Source organism: Ruegeria sp. HKCCSP346, from assembly GCF_017872595.1.
Lineage (GTDB): Bacteria > Pseudomonadota > Alphaproteobacteria > Rhodobacterales > Rhodobacteraceae > Ruegeria.
The window spans coordinates 74739-89771 of the sequence record NZ_JAEDOT010000005.1 but is presented as its reverse complement, the minus strand read 5'-3'; the positions used below and the strand labels follow the sequence as shown (position 1 = coordinate 89771).

General features: G+C 55.8%; 13 protein-coding genes. 8 read left to right on the top strand and 5 right to left on the bottom strand.

Annotation, left to right across the window (positions count from 1 at the left end):
* Window positions 1-121: 121 nt before the first annotated feature.
* Entirely contained in the window at window positions 122-1069 is a 948-nt protein-coding gene (locus I9185_RS14840; RefSeq protein ID WP_171636392.1) for a helix-turn-helix domain-containing protein, read from the bottom strand.
* 57 nt (window positions 1070-1126) lie between these two features.
* On the opposite strand from I9185_RS14840, the gene I9185_RS14835 reads away from it, so the two are divergent.
* From I9185_RS14835 to I9185_RS14820, 4 genes are all read left to right on the top strand, one after another.
* On the top strand, window positions 1127-1348 hold the full coding sequence (locus I9185_RS14835) for a hypothetical protein (RefSeq protein WP_152460509.1): 222 nt from the start codon (window positions 1127-1129) through the stop codon (window positions 1346-1348).
* Window positions 1349-1352: 4 nt separating this feature from the next.
* Complete coding sequence (locus tag I9185_RS14830) at window positions 1353-3017, top strand: sulfatase-like hydrolase/transferase (protein ID WP_171636390.1); 1665 nt, start codon at window positions 1353-1355, stop codon at window positions 3015-3017.
* 143 nt (window positions 3018-3160) lie between these two features.
* Entirely contained in the window at window positions 3161-4270 is a 1110-nt protein-coding gene (locus I9185_RS14825; RefSeq protein ID WP_210093432.1) for a biotin/lipoyl-binding protein, read from the top strand.
* Between the two features lie 17 nt (window positions 4271-4287).
* Complete coding sequence (locus tag I9185_RS14820) at window positions 4288-5034, top strand: porin family protein (RefSeq protein ID WP_245223585.1); 747 nt, start codon at window positions 4288-4290, stop codon at window positions 5032-5034.
* A gap of 258 nt (window positions 5035-5292) precedes the next feature.
* Here I9185_RS14820 and I9185_RS14815 read toward each other — a convergent pair whose 3' ends face one another.
* The 4 genes from I9185_RS14815 to I9185_RS14800 all read right to left on the bottom strand — a co-directional run bounded on the left by I9185_RS14815 (window position 5293) and on the right by I9185_RS14800 (window position 10830).
* Window positions 5293-6363 (bottom strand): DUF2793 domain-containing protein, encoded by a 1071-nt coding sequence (locus I9185_RS14815; protein ID WP_210093431.1) that lies wholly within the window; start codon window positions 6361-6363, stop codon window positions 5293-5295.
* A gap of 170 nt (window positions 6364-6533) precedes the next feature.
* A complete protein-coding gene (locus tag I9185_RS14810; protein ID WP_171636384.1) occupies window positions 6534-7973 on the bottom strand; it encodes a mannose-1-phosphate guanylyltransferase/mannose-6-phosphate isomerase in 1440 nt (479 codons plus the stop codon).
* A 69-nt stretch (window positions 7974-8042) separates the two neighbouring features.
* Window positions 8043-8936 (bottom strand): UTP--glucose-1-phosphate uridylyltransferase GalU, encoded by an 894-nt coding sequence (galU, locus tag I9185_RS14805; protein WP_171229432.1) that lies wholly within the window; start codon window positions 8934-8936, stop codon window positions 8043-8045.
* 658 nt (window positions 8937-9594) lie between these two features.
* A complete protein-coding gene (locus I9185_RS14800; protein WP_245223594.1) occupies window positions 9595-10830 on the bottom strand; it encodes a lytic murein transglycosylase in 1236 nt (411 codons plus the stop codon).
* 185 nt (window positions 10831-11015) lie between these two features.
* Here I9185_RS14800 and I9185_RS14795 point away from each other — a divergent pair, with 185 nt between their 5' ends.
* From I9185_RS14795 to I9185_RS14780, 4 genes are read left to right on the top strand one after another with little or no spacing between them, the layout of a single operon-like run.
* Complete coding sequence (locus I9185_RS14795; protein ID WP_245223584.1) at window positions 11016-11975, top strand: cytochrome ubiquinol oxidase subunit II; 960 nt, start codon at window positions 11016-11018, stop codon at window positions 11973-11975.
* On the top strand, window positions 11972-14062 hold the full coding sequence (locus I9185_RS14790; RefSeq protein ID WP_171724563.1) for a cbb3-type cytochrome c oxidase subunit I: 2091 nt from the start codon (window positions 11972-11974) through the stop codon (window positions 14060-14062). Before I9185_RS14795 ends, I9185_RS14790 begins: the two co-directional genes overlap by 4 nt.
* A complete protein-coding gene (locus I9185_RS14785; RefSeq protein WP_209835061.1) occupies window positions 14059-14691 on the top strand; it encodes a cytochrome c oxidase subunit 3 in 633 nt (210 codons plus the stop codon). The genes I9185_RS14790 and I9185_RS14785 overlap by 4 nt, the downstream gene beginning before the upstream one ends.
* Window positions 14684-15010 carry a cytochrome C oxidase subunit IV family protein gene (locus tag I9185_RS14780; protein WP_224856200.1) on the top strand — a complete coding sequence of 109 codons (327 nt, stop codon included), beginning with the start codon at window positions 14684-14686 and terminating at the stop codon, window positions 15008-15010. The genes I9185_RS14785 and I9185_RS14780 overlap by 8 nt, the downstream gene beginning before the upstream one ends.
* Window positions 15011-15033: the final 23 nt, after the last annotated feature.

The window sequence follows — 15033 nt, the reverse complement described above, 5'->3', positions numbered from 1 at the left end:
CATGACGGCGCATGTGCATGAAATGGAATCCGGCCCGAGCCTGACCTGCTGAGCTTTTGCGCGGTTTCGATTTTGCTTCCATGAAAGGCCATGGTCACAAACAGCACAAAGCCAAGTGTTTTCAATCGACAGTGGCCGATGGCAATTCGCCGAAACACTTTTTGTAATCTTGTGAGAACTGCCCGATATGCCAAAAGCCATATCGGTTTGCGGCGTCAGAAATTGACAGATCTTTGCCTTGTTCTGCAAGCAGGCTGCGAACCCTGTTAAGGCGGAGCCTTGTGTAATAGGCCTTTGGGCCGATACCGAATTTTTCGTTGAACGCGCGTTCCAATGTGCGCAATGACACACTGATATCCCCGCAGATCTCGCTGATGGGGACGTTTTCGTCCGGGGTCGCCGTCATCCGATCAATGGCCGCAGCAAGTGCCAGGGCTTTTCGGTTTATCCGCGGTTCCCTGCGACCCGCCCCGCCCCCCAAAGCGATCCGCAGTATCTCTTCGATCAAATGGGTTTCGCCCTGTTCTGACGAATTTGGGTTCGCCAACAAAGTCTGAATGTCGTTCAAAAGCGCAGCCGAGCGATCAGGTGGCGTTGCAGGTAACAAAAATGCCCGGAATTCCGTATCAGAAACTGCGATCCCCAGCTTCTCGCCTATTTTCATCGCATTCTCAGTTTCAACGGTCATCGTATATCCGCCGAACCCGCTGTCGCTGATACAGTCGAACTCATCGCCGCTGCCGAAGGACAGAAACGGTGGCGTTTCGATGCTGGTACCGTTCCAGTCCGTCAGTCTTGAATGGGTAGGGATGCCAAATGTGATGTGCCCCTTCGGAGACGCGCCGATCTGGTGCACACGCCGCGAGAAACCAAACTTCATAACGGAAATAAGCGGGCCGGATCTAACCTTGAAATCAGCCTGCATTTCGCCGTCTTCGATCTGACGGAAATCCATATCCCATTTGGATATTGCGGCGATCTGGTTCGGATCACGGAAAGTGGCCGCAAAAAACCGGGGCGCTTCGGGCGGGGCCAAGTCTAGTTTTGTCGATTTTTTGATGCGGTGCAAAATATCTCCCCTGTAGTTTGCATGAAAAGCTTAGTCGAAACATAGGAATATGTTCAAATGAAATTGCCCGATCCGCTTGCCGCGCCCAAACGTGGTCGCCCTCCGCTTCCGAAAGCAGAAGTGCGGTCGGAACGGATCGTGACCCTTCTTACACCCTCACAGCGTCACAGGCTTACGCGTCTTGCGGATTTAACCGGTCAGACACTTTCCAGTGTCGCCCACGATCTTATCGCACAGGGTCTGGAGCGAGAAGAAAACCCAAGGAAAAAGGAAACCTAAAGAAATGGATCTCAAGTTGTTTTTGCTGGGTTCTCTGGCGATCAGCGCACCTGCCTACGCGCAGGATGCACCCATTGCGCATGATTCCGAGTTTTATATCCTTCAGGCCCAGAACAAGGATGCCTGGGAACAGGACGATACAGCCGTTGATCAGGCTCTCGCGGCATTTCGAGACGAGAACGGTGGCAACCCCCCGAACATCATCAGTATTCTGGTCGATGACATCGGTTTTGGGGATATGGGTATCCCAGAATTGAACGCGGTACGCGGCATCAGTACCCCAAACATCAACGATTTTTCTGACGAAGCGATGCGCATGGTGCGCATGTATACAGAGCCATCCTGCACCCCGACACGTGTGGCCCAGACGACCGGTCGTCTGCCGGTTCGGATCGGAATGGGTGATACGACCGTCGACATCGCCGGTTTCGGTCTGCCCGGAGAGGAAGTGACGCTTGCCGAGGTTCTGAAGGCCGAAGGATATGCAACCTCGCATGTCGGGAAGTGGCACATGGGTGACATTGCCGAGAGCTGGGCAATGAACCAGGGGTTCGACTATGCGCAGCACGCCGTTCATCAACAGGGTCAGCTGACGATTTTCAATGACGATGCAATCCGCGAGCAGGTTTCTGTTGGTATCGCAGATTTTGTCGACGATTACACGATCGACGACTGGTTCCGCCCCGATGCATCGGCCATGGCCACGGTGATCGAAGGAAATGCCGGCGGACCTGTTCGTGAGATCCGAATGGAGCCGGGTGAGCGTTGGAACGCAGCCAAATATGATGAGATGAACCAAGCTTTTCAGGACAAAACCCTGAGTGAACTGGAACGCTTGGCCGGCGGTACTGAGCCTTTCTTCCTACAGTATTGGCCGATGATCCCGCTGGACAACACGCGGGCCGGGCGTGACGGGCCGGAAAGCGTCAATGGAGGTCTGTACGCCGACAAACTGCAAGAGCTGGATACGTATTTGGGCGAAATCTTCACGCGCATGGACGAGCTTGGCGTGACAGATAAGACGATTGTCGTGTTGATGGGCGACAACGGCCATTTCACCAAGTATTCACCGGCATCCGGTTTTACGCCAATGGTCTTTCGCGGAGGCAAAGGCGATACGACCGAAGGCGGGGTTCGCGTGGACGCTTTCATAAGGTGGCCGGGTCTGATTGAACCAGACAGCATGATCAACAACATTATTCATGTGTCTGATCTTTATACGACGCTGGCTCGTTTCGGCGGCGCGGTTCAGCATATTCCCCGAGACCGGTTGATTGATGGCGTGGATCAATCTGCCTCGATCCTGTTTCAAGATGAAAGCAAAGGTCGGCGTGATCACGTGATCATCTATTCGGTGAGTACCCCAAAGGCGGTCGTCAAGGACAAGCTGAAGCTCAACCTTCCCGGGCCGGGTCAAAACGCGATCATTGCAGATTTCTTTGATGTGATGCGCGACACCCACGAAAAATACCCGGTTTCGACCGAAGTTGGTGCTTGGGGCGGGCAGGAGTTCGTCCGCATACTGGGACGCCACATGGCGAGAAAAGAGCTGTTCCCCGATACAGGCCCGGCCACAGGAATGCCGTATGAAGGAATTGAAAACCTGCGGCCGGAAACACAACAGGCAGTCGAGGCTTTCATGGTCAAACGATCTTCGGCGCAACAATGAAACAAGGCCGCGCGCGTCAACAGAAATGCGCGGCCGCGAAATCGACACGCAACTAGGGCAAGCGTTGGCGTACTTCTTGGCCGCATCCGAAACCAATCTTGCGCCCCGCTGGTATCAGCAGCTCTGCGCAATGGAGTAAACATATGCTTATTGTCTTAGGTCTCTATTTCGGAGTGATCTGGTTGGTGTTTTCCAAGCTGGGGCTGCTTCCATGGAACCGGTTCTGGAAATCTGTCGTCTATGGGGGTGCCGCAATCATTGCTCTGGTTGTAATCGGTGCCCTCAACCACACCACACCGACAGGGCCTGTTTCGGTGCAAGGCGTTGCCACCAACATTGCCCCCAATGTGTCAGGTACTGTTGTTGACGTTTCGGTTCGCCCCAATGAGCGGGTTGCGAAAGAGGATCCGCTGTTCCGGATTGACGATACACCCTTTCGGATCGAAGTCGCCCGGCTGACAGCCGGTCTTGAAACTGCGCGTTCTGCGGCAGATCAGTTACAGTCCGATCTGGCAGCGGCGGAAGCCGACATTGAATCCCTCACCGCGCAATTGACCTTTGGCGTCCAGCGCCGTGACGACATTGTCGATCTTGAGAAGCGGGGGGCATCGACGACCTTCCAGTTGCAGGAAGCCGTGTCTGCCATCGATCAATTGTCCGCAAGCCTGCGCGCGGCCGAGGCGCGCAAAGCCGGTCTGGAGCGGCGGATTGCCGCCAAGATCGACGGCATTGATGCCGGCGTGGTCGAGGCTGAGCAGGCTTTGGCGCAGGCGCTTTGGAAGCTGGAACAAACAGTCGTGCGCGCGCCGGAAGACGGCTTTGTCACCGCCGTTTCTCTGCGTCCCGGAAATCGTGTATCTATCGCACAGGGGGCGATCTCTTTTGTTGTCCCCGATGACCGCCATCTGATCGCAAGTTTGCCCCAATCAAGTCGCATGAACGTTTCCGTCGGCGACCAGATCCGCCTTGCGCTGCGAATCCAGCCGGGCGGTGAAATACCTGGGACCGTCATATCGTTGCCCGTAGGAACGGCAGAGGGCGTTGTTGACTCGCGCACGGGCCTTCCTTCACTGCGCGATCTGGCTGGCGTGTCCAGCTATCCGGTGCTAATCGAAGTTCCGGACCAGATCAATATCGAAGATTTTCCATTCGGGACTTCCGGCACTGCGCTGGTGGTTACGGACAAGGCGGGCGCAATCGGTGTGTTGGCGGAAATCCTGTTCTGGATCACCAAAATGCTGAATTACATCTGAAATATTGGAGGGACGAGATGAAAACAGAACTGGCAATAAAAGGCGCGGGTTTGGCCTTGGTTGCGGCGTTTGGCACAACCGCTTCCGCGCAGCAAAGCGATTGGTCCCATGAAGCGACGATTTACCTTTTCATGCCTGAAACGGAAACGTCTATCGAGACCCCGTCAGGAACATTGGACGGCACGTTGAGTTTTTCTGACGCTCTGAGCAACCTGGATTTCGCCTTTATGGGCGCGTTTGCGGCGTCCAATGGGCGTTGGAGCCTGCTGGCTGACTACAATTATACAAATTTATCCTTCAGCAACAGTGGTGCCGGTCCGTCTGGATCCACTCTCGATACATCATTCACCACCCAGTTCCTAAGTGGGTACGTGGCCTATCGGGTCTATGAAGATCCTTCCGTTCAACTGGACATTGCCGGTGGTTTCAGATGGTTCAGCACCGAAACCAATTTCACACTAACGTCCGGTTCGGCACCTGGGCGCACGACCGTTGTGGACGACGATTGGGTAGACCCGGTCATTGGCGCAAGAATACGTTACGTTTTTTCCGACAAATGGACGGGAACCGGGTTCGTTGATTATGGCGGCTTCCGCAGTGACAGCGAAACGTGGCAGGTTCTGTTGACGGCAGATTATGCTATCAATGACAGATGGGTGATCCGTGGCGGATATCGCTATATCGCCTTCGACCATGAGATCGGCGGCAATGATTTCGAGTTCCATCAGTCCGGGCCGGTGATCGGGGCGACCTACCGATTCTGATTGATTGTAAACGAATATTGTCTTCGGCTTTGACTTGGTACGAGACGTCAGTCGGGGAGGCGTGCATGTTTGGTCGGTGCAAACTTTTTCTTACAAGTTGTTTGCTGCGTTCCGTGAGCGGGCGCTCCACCAACCATCCTGCTTTTGCCGGTGTGATGAAGGGCTGCAAATCTGGTGGCGCGGGTAAACGCGGAACGGGTCGCAACCGATCTGCTGTCGGATTGGCCGCCTGATCCGGTATCCAGGCGGCCCTGCCTGTCAGAACCAGCGACCAATGGCCGTGACGGATGGCGCCAAGGCTGCCGCATCTGAGACCGCGGAGAAGACAATGAATGTCGATTGGGACGACGAAGGTGTATCAAACCCGGTAAAACGGGTTGCAATGCCTCCGGTACCGTTCAGGTTCGGGGGCGTCGAAAAGTCAGCCGGAAAATCCCAGGTTATTGGGCCGTTTTTGAAAAGAGCACCCTCAGCAGTCGTGCAGGCCACGGGCGCAAGAGTGGCCGTACAGATCTGAGTGCCGTCGGCAAACCGCACATAATCTCCGTTGGCATTGCTGCCGCGCTCAATGACAGCGCCGGTCGGAACACCTGCGTTTTCCGCCACCGTTCCAAGAAGGTTTCCAGGGCCGTATCCGTAGTCGGCGCGCATCAGTCGGCCCGAAGTCGTGTCGCTGGCCACCGCCTGAACAGCTGCCCCCGACACGGTTCCGGCTACGGGATCAAAGGTCATCGCTTCAGTCCAATTGCCGCCGTCAGGAGACACTTTGATGGAAAATCCGGTTGTGCCAGACAGTCCCATTTCCGCGTGACCCGTCCAGTTCGATTGGAACAACAGCGACGCGGTATCACCTGCGCTGGCTTTGTTGATCTTCAGCTGATGCCCGCCGCCTTCGTGGCTCAGCAAGGTCGCCGGGCTGCGAACGGATAAACGGTTCGTACTGTCTGAATTGGTCGCGACCCCGACTCCGTCCAGGTTCTGCGTGCTGACTGGAAGGGGGGCCCAGGCTGTTCCTGTCCAGTATTTCAGATCTCCGGCCGCTTCATCCCAGGCGCGCCAGCCAATGTCGGGGGTCACAAAATGCCAGGCGTTGTCCAGCCAGGCGGCAAGTTCACCGGCATGTCCTGTCCAGTCCCCGGTCGGGTTGGCTCCAAGGGCATGAACTTCGCCTTGCTCGGGGACAACAGGAGGTGTCCCGGAATCTGTGGACCGTACCGAGAGTTGCACGACCAGATCGAGCTGTCTCAGGGCTTCGTTGTGGGTAACGTGTTTTTGCGCTTGAGCCGGTTGCAGCAAAGGCAGGTTCAATCGGGGGGATGTTTGTGACACGGGGGGTCCTCCTGTGGCGTCGGTCCGAAGCTTCGGTTGCGCGCTACCCTGCCGCAAAGCGCGTCAATCCTGTCTGACCGGGCCGACCGCCCAGGGAAGATTTTGGTAAGATTCTGATGTCTGCGGAGAACCCGCCGATAGGCGTTCCCGTGCAGAGCAATGCCCGGGAATCAATCTCGGGCGTAGATGTCGTCGTATCGGATGATGTCGTCTTCACCCAGATAGGTGCCAGTCTGAACTTCGATCAAAACCATGGGAACTTTCCCGGGGTTTTCCATTCGGTGTGTCGCTCCCAGTGGGATATAGACGGATTGGTTTTCGGTTACCAAACGCTCCTGATCATCGATAGTGACCTTGGCCGTGCCTTCAACCACGATCCAATGCTCGGAACGATGATGGTGAGATTGCAGGCTGAGCGACGCACCGGGATGCACATGGATGCGTTTGACCTGAAACCTGTCTCCGATCACAAGGCTTTCGAACCAGCCCCACGGACGATGATCCACCGGCAGGGATTCTGCCTGCTTCGCCCCCTTGGCCTTCAGCGCTGCAACGGCCTGTTTCACGTCCTGGGCCTTGTCCATGCTCGCGACCAGAACCGCATCGGGCATCGCAATGGCAATTACGTTTTCCAAACCCATTGCCACGACTTCCTGTGCCGGAGACTCGGACCGTATCAGTGCATTGCGGCAGTCGATTGCTGTTACTTCTCCGTTGGTCGCCACACCGTCTTCATCGGGGTTCGACAGCTCTTGGACCGCGGTCCAGCTTCCGACATCGGACCAGCCAGCGGAATAAGGCACCACGCTCAGGTTCAGGGCCTTTTCCATCACTGCATAGTCTATCGAAATGTCTTCCACACCTGCCCATGCCGCCGGGTCCAGTCGAAGAAATCCCAAATCCGTTTTTGCCTCGGCTACGGCCTTTTGAACCGGCGGGATCAGTTCGCTCGCGTGCTGTTCAAAAGCTGCAAGGATATCGCGAACTGCAAACAGGAAGATCCCCGAGTTCCAAAGATAGCTGCCATCCGACAGCATAGCCTCGGCCGTTTTCCGGTCAGGTTTTTCCACAAAACGATCCAATGGGACAGCTTCTTGGGACGTATCCGGCGGATGGCGGAGTTTGAGATAGCCGTATCCGGTTTCCGGGTGCGTTGGAGTGATGCCGAAAGTTACCAGATCGCGCCGTTCACTTATTGCCCGTACGCCTTCGGCGACGGCTTGATGAAAGGCGTCCATGTCCGGAACCACGTGATCAGACGGCGCCACCAGCATGATGCCATCCGGATCTCGCGCCGTCAGATACAAGGCTGCAGCAAGAACAGCGGGGGCGGTGTTTCGACCTTCGGGCTCGATCAGAATTGGGCCGGGGTCAATTCCGACGGCCATCAATTGTTCCGGGACAATAAAGCGAAAAGCCTCGTTGGTCAGAACAAGTGGCTTTGCATACGGGGCCTGAGAAGGGCCGAGCATCCGTTCCGCGCAATTCTGCAACAGGCTTGTTTCACCGACCAGAGGAACGAATTGCTTGGGATAGCTTTTGCGCGACAGGGGCCACAAACGTGTTCCCGAACCACCGCAAAGAATGACGGGGTAGACTGTATTGGTCATGCACGTGCCTTCGAATTGCGGGTGACTGACAGTATTGCCATGTTTTTGATCAAGTAAAACAATCTGTGACTACTGAGCAGCTTTCCCCGTGGCGACAATGTCATTCAGATATTGGCTCAGATCATCGCGCAGGTCTTCGCGGGCAAGAGCAAAAGCAACGGTGGCTTGCAAAAAGCCTGATTTTGAACCGCAATCAAAACGCTGACCATCGAATTTATAGCCGTAGGCCGGCACTCCGGCGGCAATGTCCTGGGCGATGGCGTCGGTCAGCTGGATTTCGCCGCCGCTTCCGGTTTTTTTTGCGTTGAGGTTGTTCAAAACGGACGGCCGAAGCACGTACCGGCCGATGACTGCCAAATTGGATGGCGCTTCTGATGGGTCAGGCTTTTCAACCATGCCTCGGGTGGGGACGACGGACCCGATATTGTCGCCAACATCGAGCACGCCGTAAGAGCTGGTCTTTTCCTTCGGAACTTCCATCGCCGCGACCATGTTGCCACCGGTGTCTTCGTAGGCCTCGATCATCTGTTGCAGACAGGGTTTGTCGGCGGCGATGACGTCGTCAGGCAGCATGACGGCAAATGGTTCATCGCCGATCAGCCGCCGGGCGCACCAGACCGCGTGTCCAAGCCCCAGAGCTTTGTGCTGGCGGATATAAGCGATCGCGCCGCTTTCCATATTCGTTTTGTTCAGCACGTCCAGAAGTTTGTTTTTGCCTTTGGCTTTCAGCTCCTGCTCCAGCACCAGGTTGTGGTCGAAATAGTCTTCCAGCGCGGATTTCCCGCGTGACGTTACAAAAATGAATTCCTTGATCCCGGCTGCACGGGCTTCGTCAATTGCGTATTGCACCAATGGACGATCCACCAGCGTCATGATTTCTTTTGGAACGGATTTTGTCGCTGGCAAAAAACGCGTTCCCATGCCCGCTACAGGAAAAACCGCTTTGGTAACTTTGCGTGTCATGGTGCCTCTCAATTATCAAGTTTTGCCAGCAGAGCAGGAAATGTCCGGAATGTCCTCATAGGCCGCAATGCCCTGTCAATCAATGATGCCTGATGGATCAGGCTGCTATCAGTCAAATCGTGCCACCTTGCCAGGGAGGAGTCAAAAGTCCGCTCTGATGCGGTATCCATACTTAATTTGCGTACCATGAGCTTGGATCATTGGCTGACTGCACGGTGAAGAGCGGGATATATCGCATTGGTCGATCACGAAAAATTCATAGGCTTGTTCTTCGCGGCGTATCTTGCAGATCACGAGGTTCCCCGAACCGACCCGACTGTGTTGCCGCACCGCGTATCGTGTTATTTTTGCGTGGTTTTCCCAACCGGAAACCGCGACCCGCCCAAAGCAGCCCACAACCCTCATTTTCGGAAGCACGGGGTCTGAAGGACATACCGCGTCAAAGGGTGCAGACGGACAGAGTTTCTTACTTCCACAAGGGCGGCTGACCGCCTTGTTCAACGCATCCGAGTTTTTGATTTTCCCTTTTAGAGTTTGTTTTCGAATGGGCAACAATTGTTACGAGGTTCCGTTGATAGGTTCTGGAAGCGCCTGATTGTTGCACATTGGATCGATGAGCCGGCCGGGTGTCAGAGTCGGCTGAACAACTTGGTTTGCCTCACGGGGCCAGGCTTGTTTTCATCAGCGCATCCGGAAAGCAGGTCTGTTCGATGCCCAGGGTCTCTTGCCATCGACCTATCGAACGACGCGTTTTGAACCCCGGCAGCCCATCGACCCCTCCGACATCATGCCCTTTCTGTTCCAACGCCTGCTGCATCTTGGCGATATCAGATCTGTACAGCCCGCCGACCTTTCCCCAAGCGCCATTGAAATCGCCGATTCCGTATTGAATACGGTCGCCAACATGGCCGACAAACAAGGCATACAGGTCGCTTTTGTTGTATTCCTTCAGAACGTAGAAGTTTGGCGTGACCAGAAATGCCGGACCATGTCGTCCTGCGGGCATCATCAAGTACCCGTCACCACGCAGCTCATGGGCTGGAAAGGGTTTGCCCGAGACGCGACGTATCCCCATCTCAACCCAGTCCTGAATAGGTCGCCCCTGATCGGGGCCTTCCAAAGCGCAAGAGACATTTTGGGGTACGACAACCTCGAACCCCCAGTCCCGTGCGGTGACCCAGCCGTGTTTCATGAGGTAGTTTCCGATTGACGCAATCGTATCTTCGGGTGACCCCCAAATATCAGCCGCTCCGTCGCCGTTGCCGTCGGCAGCATAGGACAAATAGTTGGACGGCATGAACTGAGGCTGACCCAAAGCGCCAGCCCAACTGCTTTTCATTTGCCGGGCGGGCTGGTGCCCTGCTTCTGCGATTTGCAGCGCGGCAACAAGCTCGGCTGTGAAATAGTCTGCCCGGGTGCTCATGAAAGCCTTGGTCGACAGTACCCGGAAAGCATCATGTCGGATCGGAACCTGTCCGTATCCGCTCTCTCTTCCCCAGATCGCCAGAATAATGCGGGCAGGAACGCCGGTTTCAGCTTCGACCGCCGCCAGAGTTGCGGCATGGCGCCGTGCCATTTTCCGTCCTGCCGATGTTGCGCCTTGTACCGACCCCGGATTGAAATAGCGACCGGGTGAGCCAAACTCGGCCTGCTTCTGGACCTTGGGCGTTTTGCGCGCGCTTCCCGGAGGCACCAGATCAGGCAATTTCCAGTCAAGGGTCACGCCGGAAAGGGCTGCTTGCATCGTCTCGCGTGTCACACCTTTGGCCTTTGCCCGAGGCCAAATGGTTTCTTGCAACCACGACTGAAACTGGCGTTCGATCGCCGCACGATCCTGTGCCAACAAGGGCTGAAAGAGCAGGATGAACCCGAAAGAGAATACCAGAATACGCATCGTCATTTTGTCTGTCCCGGTTGGGATTGCAAGTCAACGGGAAGATGCCGCAATGGCTTGGGCCCATTTACCCGAAGTTGAATCGGGATAGACTTGGGCAATTGGTGGTTTGAAAAACTCTTGAGAAAATTCACGCACTTGTCGATAGTCGAATGATATTTTGTTTGAGGAAGGGGCAGTCAGTCATGGCACATGTAAAAACGCCCAATCCAATCCCTTTGCTTGCGATGGCGGTGATCCTGTTTGTGTCGATGCCGCACATGGTTTCCGCCAGCGACAGTTTAATGGATCCGCAAGGACCCATTGCCGCCATCCAGAAAACGCATCTGCTGCGGGCGACCGCTTTGATCATGGTGGCTGTTATCCCTGTGCTGATACTGGTACCGTTGATCGCGTTTCGTTATCGCCGCAGAAGGAACAGTCACGCAGCTTACCGACCGGATTGGGATTTTTCCGCGAAACTGGAATTCCTCATGTGGGGTGTGCCCGTTGTGATTGTGGCGCTCCTGTCGTTCTACCTTTGGAAGGCCACCCATCGGCTTGATCCATACGCGTCGGCGTTTGGTGAAGATCCGGCCTTGCGCGTGCAGGTTGTCGGGCTGGATTGGAAGTGGCTGTTCATCTATCCCGATCTTGGTATTGCCAGTGTGGGCGAGTTCGGCATTCCCACCAAAAAGCAAGTGGCTATGACGCTGACCACCGATACCGTCATGCAATCCTTCATGATCCCTGCGCTGGCGGGCCAGATTTACGCGATGCCGGGAATGACCACCCAACTGCATCTGGTCGCGGACGTCCCCGAGGTCATGCAAGGCGAGAACACGCAGTACAACGGGCGGGGTTTTACCAAACAGAAATTTCGTACCGTTGCCATGAACAGTGATGAATTTGAAAGCTGGGCCCAGAAAGTGCGCGAAAATGGTATCCGACTGGACCCGGAAACGTATCAGATGCTCGCGATGCGGACAGACAGGGATGAGGTGCAGGCGGCGCTGGGCACCGACAAGATGCCAAAGGACGCGCTGTACTTCACGATGGAACAAGATTTGTTTCAAACGATCCTGCACCGCTATCACAGCGGCAAAGCGCTGCCGGTTGATCAACAGCCGGGAACGGCATCCTTCGGGCAGGTGGTGCAGCAATGACGCCGTCCTATTCAGGATTCCTCGGCCGCCTCGACTGGGATGCGCTTCCGATCACAGGGTTGATCCAGAACCCGAACGCGAATGAGATCGTTGCCAACGCCGCGGCCGCAATCGTCTTGGTTGGCGTTGTCGTCGTGGTCAGCCTGCTCAGCTGGTTTCGGTTGTGGACGCCCCTCTGGCGCGATTGGCTGACCAGTGTTGATCACAAGAAGATAGGGATCATGTATGTCGTCTTTGCCATCGTCATGCTGGCGCGCGGCGTGTTGGAAGGCGTTGTCATGCGCGCGCAGCAAGCCGCGGGCCCGGGCGACGGGTTCCTGGAAGCCGAACATTTCGCCGAGCTGTTCAGCACCCATGGCACGATCATGATTTTCTTTGTCGCGGTGCCTTTTGTCTTTGGTATCGCGAACTATGTCGTTCCGCTGATGATCGGGGCGCGGGATGTGGCGTTCCCTCGCTTGAACCAGATCAGTCTGGGCCTGACGGTGTCTTCCGGTATGATGCTTATGGTTTCGCTGGTCGTGGGGCGGTTCTCGACCGGTGGCTGGACGGCCTACCCGCCTTATACCGGGGCCGCCTTCAATCCGGGCGTTGGGCCGGACTACTGGATCTGGGCGATCGTTGTATCGGGTATCGGCACGACGCTTACCGGTATCAATTTTGCCGTTACGATCTACAAGATGCGCGCGCCGGGCATGACCTTCATGCGGCTGCCGATGTATTGCTGGACCATCATATGCAGTTCGATCCTGATCGTCTTTGCCATGCCGCCGCTGGGCGTCGCGGCGCTTTTGCTGGCCGCGGACCGCTATTTGGACTTCCACTTTTTCACCAATGACCTCGGCGGCAACATGATGAACTATGCCAATCTGTTCTGGCTGTTCGGCCACCCCGAGGTTTACCTGCTGGTTCTGCCTGCCTACGGCATCTACTCCGAAGTTTTTGCGACTTTTTCGGCCAAGAGGCTCTACGGCTACAACTCGCTCGTCATCGCCACGATGTCGATCGCGGTTCTGTCGTTTACCGTCTGGCTGCACCACTTCTTCACCATGGGGCAGAGCGCCCTGATCAACGCCGTTTTTGGTATCGCAACCATGCTGATCGCCATTCCCACCGGTGTAAAAGTCTATGACTGGATGGCGACTTTGTGGCGGGGGCGCATCCGGTTCTCGGTGCCGATGCTGTATGGTTTGGCATTTTTGATGTTGTTCGTGATTGGTGGCCTGAGCGGGGTGATCCTGGCCAATCCGACCGTGGATTATCAGGTACACAATACGCTGTTCCTGGTGGCCCACTTCCACAACGTACTGTTGCCGGGTGTGCTGTTTGGACTTTTGGCCGCCTATAACTACTGGTTCCCCAAGGCTTTCGGCTTTCGCCTGAACGAGTTCTGGGGCCGCGTCACGGTTGCCCTCTGGACCATAGGATTTTTGTTGACCTTCATGCCGCTTTACTTCGTCGGGCTGATGGGGATGCCGCGCCGTTCTTTCAGCTATGATGACCCATCTTTCCATCCCTTCATGGTGGTGGCGATCGTCGGGGCGCTGGTGATTACCTGCGCGTTGTTCTCGGTTCTGATCCAACTTTGGGTCAGCATCCGTGACCGCGAAAAGACCCGTGTTCCCGTTGGAGATCCATGGGATGGACGGACGTTGGAATGGTCTGTTCCGTCGCCGCCGCCGCCGTACAACTTTGCGATCATCCCAACCGTTACGGACCGGGATGATTTTGCGGCAGCAAAGGAAAAGGGGGCAGCCTACCCAACGCCCGACGCCTATGAAGATATCGATTTGCCGCGCAATACAGGCATTGGGTTCGTTCTGTGTGTCATGAGTGGTATCTGGATGTTCGCGCTGGTCTGGTGGATCTGGTGGTTGGCTGCATTGATGACGGTTCTGATGATCCTGGCGGTGATCGTCTGGACGTTCGACGACAGTACCGAGCTGACCATACCGGCGGAAGAAGTGCGCAAGGATCACGAAGCCTGGCTTGCATTGGTTCACGGTGAAAAGGCGGTGGATCGCGATTTCGAGACGTCTTCGGAAAATCGCGGCCTCGCCCGCCCCGATCTGGAGGCGGTGACATGAAGCGCGCGCCCACCCACAGCTATCCGGGTATCAACCTGGGGGAACGTCACGCGAGTGCTGACAAGGCGACCGAGGTCGTCACCTTCGGGTTCTGGATCTTTTTGATGAGCGACCTGGTCTATTTCGGCCTGATGTTTGCGATTTACATCACGATGATCGATGCACAGGCCGGTGGTCCCGGCCCGCACGAGCTGTTTGATCTCAAAAGCGTCTTTGCGCAGACGCTCATCCTGTTGACAAGCAGTCTGACGGTTGGCCTTGCCATGCTGGCGCTGAAATACAATCTGCCGCGCGCTCGTATTGTCTTGTGGTTTGGCGTCACGCTTTTTCTGGGCATCAGCTTCCTGGTGCTAGAGGTGCGTGATTTCATGGCCATGGCGGAACAAGGTGGCATTCCGCAGCGCAGCGGTTTCTTGTCGGCTTTCTTCGGACTTGTTCCGCTGCATGGCTTGCACGTCGCCGCTGGGTGCTTGTGGCTGATCGTTCTGGGTATCCAGTTGCGTGTGAAAGGGATGACGGACGTCATTATATCGCGCGTGGTACGGTTAGCCCTGTTCTGGCATTTTCTGGACCTGATCTGGATCGGGATCATCACCATCGTTTATTTCGGAGGCCTGACCTATGGATAAGCGCTCTGAAATGCACCGTCGCGAGCGTCGGCGCTATGTGATCGGATACGGTGGTTCGCTGCTGTTGACTTTTGCGACCTTCGGCGTGGCCCATCTGTTTGGGATCGAAACCCCCGGTGTTTACCTGACAATTGGATTGCTGGGTCTGGCCCAACTTGTTCTGCAACTTGTTTATTTCCTGCACATCGATCGCCGGCGCAGCAGCCGCGAAGACCTGCATCTGGTTCTGTTTTCCACGATGGTTCTGTTGATCATGATTTTTGGAACGGTCTGGGTGCTGGGCAATCTGGCAATACGAATGCACATGCATGTGATGTGATGCTCATGGGTCGTGTGCAGAAA

Coding starts and splice junctions, on each gene's coding strand:
- I9185_RS14835 (WP_152460509.1), top strand. CDS start 1,127: ATGAAATTGCCCGATCCGCTTGCCGCGCCCAAACGTGGTCGCCCTCCG.
- I9185_RS14830 (WP_171636390.1), top strand. CDS start 1,353: ATGGATCTCAAGTTGTTTTTGCTGGGTTCTCTGGCGATCAGCGCACCT.
- I9185_RS14825 (WP_210093432.1), top strand. CDS start 3,161: ATGCTTATTGTCTTAGGTCTCTATTTCGGAGTGATCTGGTTGGTGTTT.
- I9185_RS14820 (WP_245223585.1), top strand. CDS start 4,288: ATGAAAACAGAACTGGCAATAAAAGGCGCGGGTTTGGCCTTGGTTGCG.
- I9185_RS14810 (WP_171636384.1), bottom strand. CDS start 7,973: ATGACCAATACAGTCTACCCCGTCATTCTTTGCGGTGGTTCGGGAACA.
- galU (WP_171229432.1), bottom strand. CDS start 8,936: ATGACACGCAAAGTTACCAAAGCGGTTTTTCCTGTAGCGGGCATGGGA.
- I9185_RS14800 (WP_245223594.1), bottom strand. CDS start 10,830: ATGCGTATTCTGGTATTCTCTTTCGGGTTCATCCTGCTCTTTCAGCCC.
- I9185_RS14795 (WP_245223584.1), top strand. CDS start 11,016: ATGGCACATGTAAAAACGCCCAATCCAATCCCTTTGCTTGCGATGGCG.
- I9185_RS14790 (WP_171724563.1), top strand. CDS start 11,972: ATGACGCCGTCCTATTCAGGATTCCTCGGCCGCCTCGACTGGGATGCG.
- I9185_RS14785 (WP_209835061.1), top strand. CDS start 14,059: ATGAAGCGCGCGCCCACCCACAGCTATCCGGGTATCAACCTGGGGGAA.
- I9185_RS14780 (WP_224856200.1), top strand. CDS start 14,684: ATGGATAAGCGCTCTGAAATGCACCGTCGCGAGCGTCGGCGCTATGTG.